Below are 6,455 nucleotides of genomic sequence, written 5' to 3'. Positions count from 1 at the left end.
GCCGGTCGCTCTTAGAAAACGATGGTGCGCCCTTCCTCGGTGACGTCCGCAGCGGTGTAGGAGACACCGTCGACTTTCAGGCCGCCGCGGTCGAGCAGAGTGATGATGCCACCACGGTTACCGAGCGCTGCCGGCGGCGCGAGCGGTATCCGCCGGGTTTCCCCGGCCGGGAGCACGCCGTCGATGATCTGGAAACGGTGGGCGTCCCGGTCCGCGATCGACCAGCCGGTAAGGTCCACTGGCTGTGTCCCGGTGTTGACAATGGTGACCGTTTCAGCTTCAGGCGCCGGCCCGACAGGGTTGACCAGCGCGGCGACAATGCGGAGCAGATGATCGGGTGCGCCGGGCGTGGGCCGCCCAGGCACGGGAGGGGTGATCCGTGGGAGGGCGTGGCCGGTGGTGTCGTCGGTATGCCATGTCTGGGATTGGAAAGCAAGGAAGATCGCAACCCATTGTCGGACAGCGGGAAAATGAATAAGAAGCGCACCGTCCTGCCACACTCCGTCGTCACGCGTGAACCGACCGCTGTTGCCCTGATTCATATGGACGTCATGGACGCCATTACCCGGGGAGAAGCCGAACACCTTGTCCGGCACCCCCGGTTCCGGGCCCCATCGTTGCCCGAAGGCGTAGAGCCTGCTGTTCGGGTCACGGCTTGCCCGCAGCACGTAGTGATCGAGCTTGTCGGCAAGGTCGTTGTCCGGACCCGCGAGATCCGGCGGCAGGGTACGCATCGCCAGCCGATCGAACAGATTCCCGCGGATGAAGTCGAGTGCCACGCCAGCCGGCTTGCCCGGCAGCGTGGTGAACCCTTCCGACGCCGATTCCAGCTCGGCCAGCATCGGGTGCTGAAAATCCTCGTCCGCGACATACAGGAGCTCTGACGGCGGCAGCGCGGAAAGGACGTTCACCGCTACCCGGAAGTCCACGCCGCCACCCCGGACATGGATCTGGTAATGCGGACTGCCCTTCCCTCCCTCCCGTTTCCGGTCGGCGATCCGGCCGACAAGAACACCGTAATCCGACAGCGACATCAAAACCCCCCACAATCTCTCCGCGGCAGCGGAAGAACTCTGCGAACGCAGAGCACTCTAGAATGATAACAGCTATGAACGAGTCAGTTGTCGGATGCGCGACCGTGACACGCCAGCACCAGAAACCCACCCGGTGCCGGCAGACATCTTCATTCCCGCTTCTAATAGTTGAGAATGTGGTATAGCCTGAGATTCAGGCAAGCGAACGTGGATCGGCAGGTACGTCCACCGCGTATCTCCTGAGCACCTCAAGCGGAACGACCTCCAGGGCGCGTGCGTGCGTGGCGGCCAGAACAACGGGCGCCGCGACGCCGGCCTCACAGGCCTGCAACCACCGTGCCGCAACCACACACCAGCTGTCCCCCGGGTGCAGCCCGGGAAAATGATATTCAGGTCGGGGTGTTGTGAGATCGTTCCCGACCTGCCGTTGATGATGCAGGAACTCCGCAGTGACAACTGCGCACACCGTGTGACTACCAAGATCTTCAGGACCGGTGCTGCAGCATCCGTCGCGGAAGAAACCGGTCACCGGATCAGTACCGCAGGCCTCCAATTTTCCGCCGAGTACGTTTTCTTCATCGGCCACGATCACAGTCTCCCATCCCCCGATGCCGCCGGTGGGCGGTTCCACCGGCCGAACTACCAGACATCACCATCGCGCCAGTCACAGATCAGGTCACCGGACAAATCCAACGGAACAGTCAACGCGAGGACGTGGATACCACCGTCCTCCGCCACGGTGCGCACGATGCCGCTGGGGGTAAGCATCGACGTCGGCCCCTGCCACCGCTGCCAACCCCGGGCCGCGTAGAAGTCCGCCGCCCCGTCGACGGCGCCCAGCGCGCCCATGTCGTACGCGCCGCGTACCACCCGCTCCAGCACCCCCATCATGGCCGCGCCGTGTCCGCGACCGCGCCGGTCCGCGCGTACTCCGACGCCCTCGACATAACCTGTACGCAACGCCCGGCCGCCGTGCAGCAGTCGCCGCTGAATGAGGGACGCGTGCCCGATCAGATCAACGCCCTCCCACACCAGCGCGTGGATGCCACCCAGCGCGTGCTCCCAGTCGTGGTCGGTCATCTCTCCCGCGAAGACACCGTCGAGGAGAACTCGCGCCGCTTTGAGAGTGGCGGCGTCCAGATCGGCGGTATGAGCGGTGGTCACCACTGTCATATTCCCGATCCTCTCGCAAAGACAACCATGGGAGTGTGCCCCTCGACCTTCTGCTTCATCCATCTTCCACTGATTCGCAACGTGTCGTACGGGTAGAGTGCGCCGTCGTATGCGCGTGGAGTGACTCGGGGGAGGCTGCCGACCTCGACAATGCGGGTGGGCTGGCTTTACATCCGTGCCGAGAGCTGGCAGGCCGGCGCCCGCACGTTGACCTGCACAATCACCTTCACGGACGCGGCTGGCCACTTGACCCCAAGTGTCGACGCGCCGACCCGCGATGCCGGGGCCGAGGCCCTCGCGGCCTGATCAGCAAAACGCCCGGCTGGGATCCACACGGGATACGTGGACTCCAACCGGGCGTGCTCACACCATAGCGATGTTCGCTCAGTGTTCGATCAGATTCTCATGCCCCGTGGTCGGCCTGCCACCAGTAGCCCTTGCCCGTGGCGTCCCGCCGGAGGTCAGGCAATATCGTGTTGATGTCGTTCTGGGTGTCAGTGATGTTCCAACCGACCCACGAGATCCCCTGCCGCTCGAACACCTCGGTCGTCCAGCGGGAGCCGTCGAACGACGTCGCCTCGGCCACGGTTCCGGCCGGCCCCATGAACTCGGTGGAGATGACCGGGTAAGAGGCTTTCAGCCTGACCCACGGCTGCGAGCTGGTCTCCCAGTAGGCATGGAAGCCGACCGACGTCTTCGACCAGTCAACGACCCCGTCGAACTGGCTGGCGATGCTGAGCATCGTCGGAGCCGAATCGCCCCCGTAGTTGGCCGGCACCGCGAAGGACAGAATGATTATGTGGGTTTCCGGGGCCTTCGCCCGTATCAGCCGGTAGATCTCCTTCTGGTCGGCGATGTTCTGTGCCGTGTAATCCGCGGGCCGCCAGGTCACCGGCTCGTTGTACAACTCGTAGAGCACATTCGTCCGATTCGCGTAGCGTGGCGCGATCACACTCCAGAACTCCCGCAGCCGTGCGATCGTGTACTGCTGATCAGCATCGGCGGCCAGCGCGGAATGATAGTCAATCATGACATACATCCCGTGGGCATCAGCCTTTTCGATGATCTTGTCCAGATAAGAGGTTATCTGGGCCATCGTCGGCGAGTCCGACGCCTCGTTGTAGGCGACGGCGACACGCACGCCGTTGAGGTTGTTCGCTGTCAGGGTCGCCCAGAAGGCTTCGCCGGTGGCGGCCTCACGCGCCCACAGGACCTGTGAGGCACCGGACGAGTAGTTCAAGTACCACAACGTGCCCGCCCGCAGCAGAGTCCCCTGGTCGGTCACCACGGTGTTGTTCCGTACCTGCACCCGGCCACGTGCCCCGGCCACCCCTGCCGAGCCGCCTGCCGACGATGACGCCACAGGCGTCGTGCTGACCGTGGGAGCGGGGACAGCGGTCGGGGCCGCGGTCGCCGTCCCCGTGGCGGTCGATGATGCCGACGGCTGAGTACCGCCGTTCGCAGCGCCCTGCCCTGCCGTGGACGTGGCGGTCGGCGAGCCGCTCGGCTGGCCCACCTGGGTCACCGGGGACTGGCAGCCGACGGCCGCGAACAACAGTGCGAACAGGAGCACCGGCAGATACGCCGGTCTCGGCCGGAAATGACCGTAGTGCGCTGTGTTGGACATGCCGTCTTCCGATCATTGTCGGGGCCATTACGATAAGCAGTAGGTCATGCGCTCTGCGCAACATACTGCAACAGTTGGGCGACTCTTCCTCCCGGACGGCGCGCAGCTACCCAGGCGGCCCCTCCGTCAACCCTCGGTAATAATGTCAACCACAGAACGATCGGTCCACACAGTTGTGCATAAATTGGCCAAATCGTGCGAATGCATTTTCACAACCGTCGGCGGCGGGCCTCAGTCATCGGTTCAGCCATCGGTGTGGCCATCGGTGTGGCCATCGGTGTGGCCTGACCTACCGGTGTGCCACCCGAGACTTCAGAAGAGGATGTGGTCATGCGCGCAGTCGTTGTGAAACAGCACGGCGGACCGGATGTGCTCACGGTGACTGACCTGGCGGCACCGCAGGCCGCTCCCGGCAGCCTCGTCGTCGACGTCGAGGCTGCCGGCGTCAACTTCATGGACATCTACCAGCGGCAGGGCAATCCGCCCTACGCCGTCGGTCTGCCCTACGTACCGGGCGTCGAAGGCGCGGGCACCGTGGTGGCCGCCGGTCCGGGTGTCACCGCCTTCGCCGCGGGCGACAAGGTCGCGTGGACGGGCGTGGCGGGCAGTTACGCCGAGCAGGTCGCCATCCCCGCCGACCGGGCCGTCCCCATCCCGGACGGGGTGCGGCCACGAGTGGCGGCAGCCGTGATGTTGCAGGGCCTGACCGCCCACTATCTGGCCAACAGCACCTACCCGATCGCGGCCGGGGACCCCGTGGTCGTGCACGCCGCGGCCGGCGGGGTGGGCCTCCTGCTCACCCAGCTGGTCAAGATGCGCGGTGGGACGGCCATCGCCACCACCTCCACAGCTGACAAGGCCGAGCTCGCCCGGCGGGCCGGAGCCGACCACGTCATCGACTACGAGGACTTCGCCACCGCGGTACGAGAGATCACCGACGGCGCCGGCGCGGCGGTCGTGTACGACGGCGTCGGCCGGGCAACCTTCGACGAAAGCCTGACCGCGCTGCGGCCGCGCGGCTACCTGGTCCTCTACGGCGCGGCCAGCGGGCCGGTTCCGCCGCTCGAGCTGCAGCGCCTGGCCGGTGGCGGATCGTTGTTCGTCACCCGCCCGACACTTGTCCACCACATCGCCAGCCGTGCCGAGCTGCTGCGCCGCGCCAATGATCTGTTCACCTGGATCCGGCAGGGCCGACTTGAGGTCCGTATCGGCGGTACCTATCCACTCGACGACGCCGCCCAGGCACATGACGACCTCGCCGCCAGACGCACGACCGGCAAGCTGCTCCTGCTACCGCGTTAGGACGTGTTTCGCGGTTCTCGGCTACACCGATGCCACTCATCCGGTAGCTGCCGGAGAGCGAACATGATCTACTGTTTGCGCAGGAACATCGGCGGTGACCTGAAATCGGCGAGGGAACGGTCGGTGGACCAGGGAGCGTAGGGCGCCTGCGCGAGCATGCCGAGGGCGATCAACGGGCGGTCGTAGTTCACTCGCCAGCCGGCCCAGTCCCGCCATGCCTGCTCCCGATCGGCCCGGACGGGCAGGCCAGCGGAGGCGAGGCCGTCGACAACCGTCTCCCACTCGTCCCGGGAGATGCTGATCGGGTCTCCCGGCCGCGGATCGGCCGGATAGGGAATCTGGAAGAAATCGGCGATGCGACGCAGCGCCAGGTAGCCGGACCGGATGCACAGTTCCGCTTCGACGTCTCGGGGTACGTCCAGCACCGCGGCCAGCAGGGCCGCGGAGTCGAGTACCGCGCCAGCGGCGGTGATCCAGGAGTGCTCGGGCTGTGGCGAGCGGAAGAACACCAGCGCCGCGAATGACGTGTGGCTCTCCTCGATGTCGACGAACCACGTCTCCATCTCGCCCCAGGTCGTGGTCAACCGGTCGAACCGCTCAAGCCGCCAGGCGCGGGTGAGCAGGTCGAGGCAGGTGGGAGGGCTACCGGCCCGAACCTCCAGCTTCGCGACCGCAGCCTCTCGCCGGCTGAAAGCAGCGTAGATCACCGGCAGATACGAAATCAACAAGGTAACCAACAGGAGGCCGATCGAGGCTTCGACGAAGGCGAGCGCGATCGACAGCCCTCCTCGCGGCACGTCGAATCCCAGCGTGAGCAACGAGGAGCCGGACATAACGAGCGCGTCACCGAGGCCACGGGCCGGCTCCGCGGCCCACTGGGCGAGGACAAAGCCCCCGTAGACCAGCAGCAACCAGGACTGCAGCAGGAACAACAGGGCGAACGGGCCATAGTTGGCGTACACCCGGTCACGCAGGTCGTACGTGGGGGCACGGCCCACCCTAACCTGAAACGCCCACCGCACCAGCACGAAAACGAACCGGCTCAGCCGGGAGGGAACCCCTCGGGGCAGCACAGTCGTGCGCACCGCCGAAAGCACTGTGGCGAGGATGACCACCACACCGGCGAGCACGCCCGCAATCCTTAGCACGATCACCATGGGGACCGGAGCAGTATGGCACCACCGTCAACGATCACGATCCATGGGGTGTGGCGGCGGCTTGTTCACCCTCTGTTCCCAGCCGCTCGCAGCCCGCATACACCGTCGTATATGCCTGTCTGGCGGCCGGTGCGAACGCGGAAATGCCGCTGTGGGAGAACG

General features: G+C 65.7%; 7 protein-coding genes. 2 read left to right on the top strand and 5 right to left on the bottom strand.

Features of this window, described 5'->3' with window-relative positions:
- Positions 1-11: 11 nt before the first annotated feature.
- From MJ777_RS01625 to MJ777_RS01615, 3 genes are all read right to left on the bottom strand, one after another.
- A complete protein-coding gene (locus MJ777_RS01625; protein ID WP_239372609.1) occupies positions 12-1,034 on the bottom strand; it encodes a DUF2278 family protein in 1,023 nt (340 codons plus the stop codon).
- Between the two features lie 193 nt (positions 1,035-1,227).
- A complete protein-coding gene (locus MJ777_RS01620; RefSeq protein ID WP_239308318.1) occupies positions 1,228-1,620 on the bottom strand; it encodes a DUF2237 family protein in 393 nt (130 codons plus the stop codon).
- 53 nt (positions 1,621-1,673) lie between these two features.
- Complete coding sequence (locus tag MJ777_RS01615) at positions 1,674-2,207, bottom strand: GNAT family N-acetyltransferase (RefSeq protein WP_239346454.1); 534 nt, start codon at positions 2,205-2,207, stop codon at positions 1,674-1,676.
- Positions 2,208-2,327: 120 nt separating this feature from the next.
- Here MJ777_RS01615 and MJ777_RS01610 point away from each other — a divergent pair, with 120 nt between their 5' ends.
- Positions 2,328-2,513, top strand: coding sequence for a hypothetical protein (locus tag MJ777_RS01610; RefSeq protein WP_239308320.1), 186 nt, complete (start codon positions 2,328-2,330; stop codon positions 2,511-2,513).
- Positions 2,514-2,610: 97 nt separating this feature from the next.
- Here the strand turns inward: MJ777_RS01610 and MJ777_RS01605 are convergent, their stop codons facing one another.
- Entirely contained in the window at positions 2,611-3,834 is a 1,224-nt protein-coding gene (locus MJ777_RS01605; protein ID WP_239308321.1) for a cellulase family glycosylhydrolase, read from the bottom strand.
- 330 nt (positions 3,835-4,164) lie between these two features.
- Here MJ777_RS01605 and MJ777_RS01600 point away from each other — a divergent pair, with 330 nt between their 5' ends.
- Positions 4,165-5,136, top strand: a complete 972-nt coding sequence (locus MJ777_RS01600) for a quinone oxidoreductase (RefSeq protein ID WP_239308322.1) — start codon at positions 4,165-4,167, stop codon at positions 5,134-5,136.
- A gap of 68 nt (positions 5,137-5,204) precedes the next feature.
- On the opposite strand, the gene MJ777_RS01595 is transcribed toward MJ777_RS01600, so the two are convergent.
- Positions 5,205-6,266: a hypothetical protein gene (locus tag MJ777_RS01595; protein WP_239308323.1), complete on the bottom strand. Its 1,062-nt coding sequence runs from the start codon at positions 6,264-6,266 to the stop codon at positions 5,205-5,207.
- Positions 6,267-6,455 lie beyond the last annotated feature (189 nt).

Origin of the sequence: Protofrankia sp. Cj5, assembly GCF_917627405.1 — a bacterium.
Taxonomy (GTDB): Bacteria; Actinomycetota; Actinomycetes; order Frankiales; family Frankiaceae; genus Protofrankia.
This window is presented reverse-complemented; position numbering and strand designations above follow the sequence as displayed.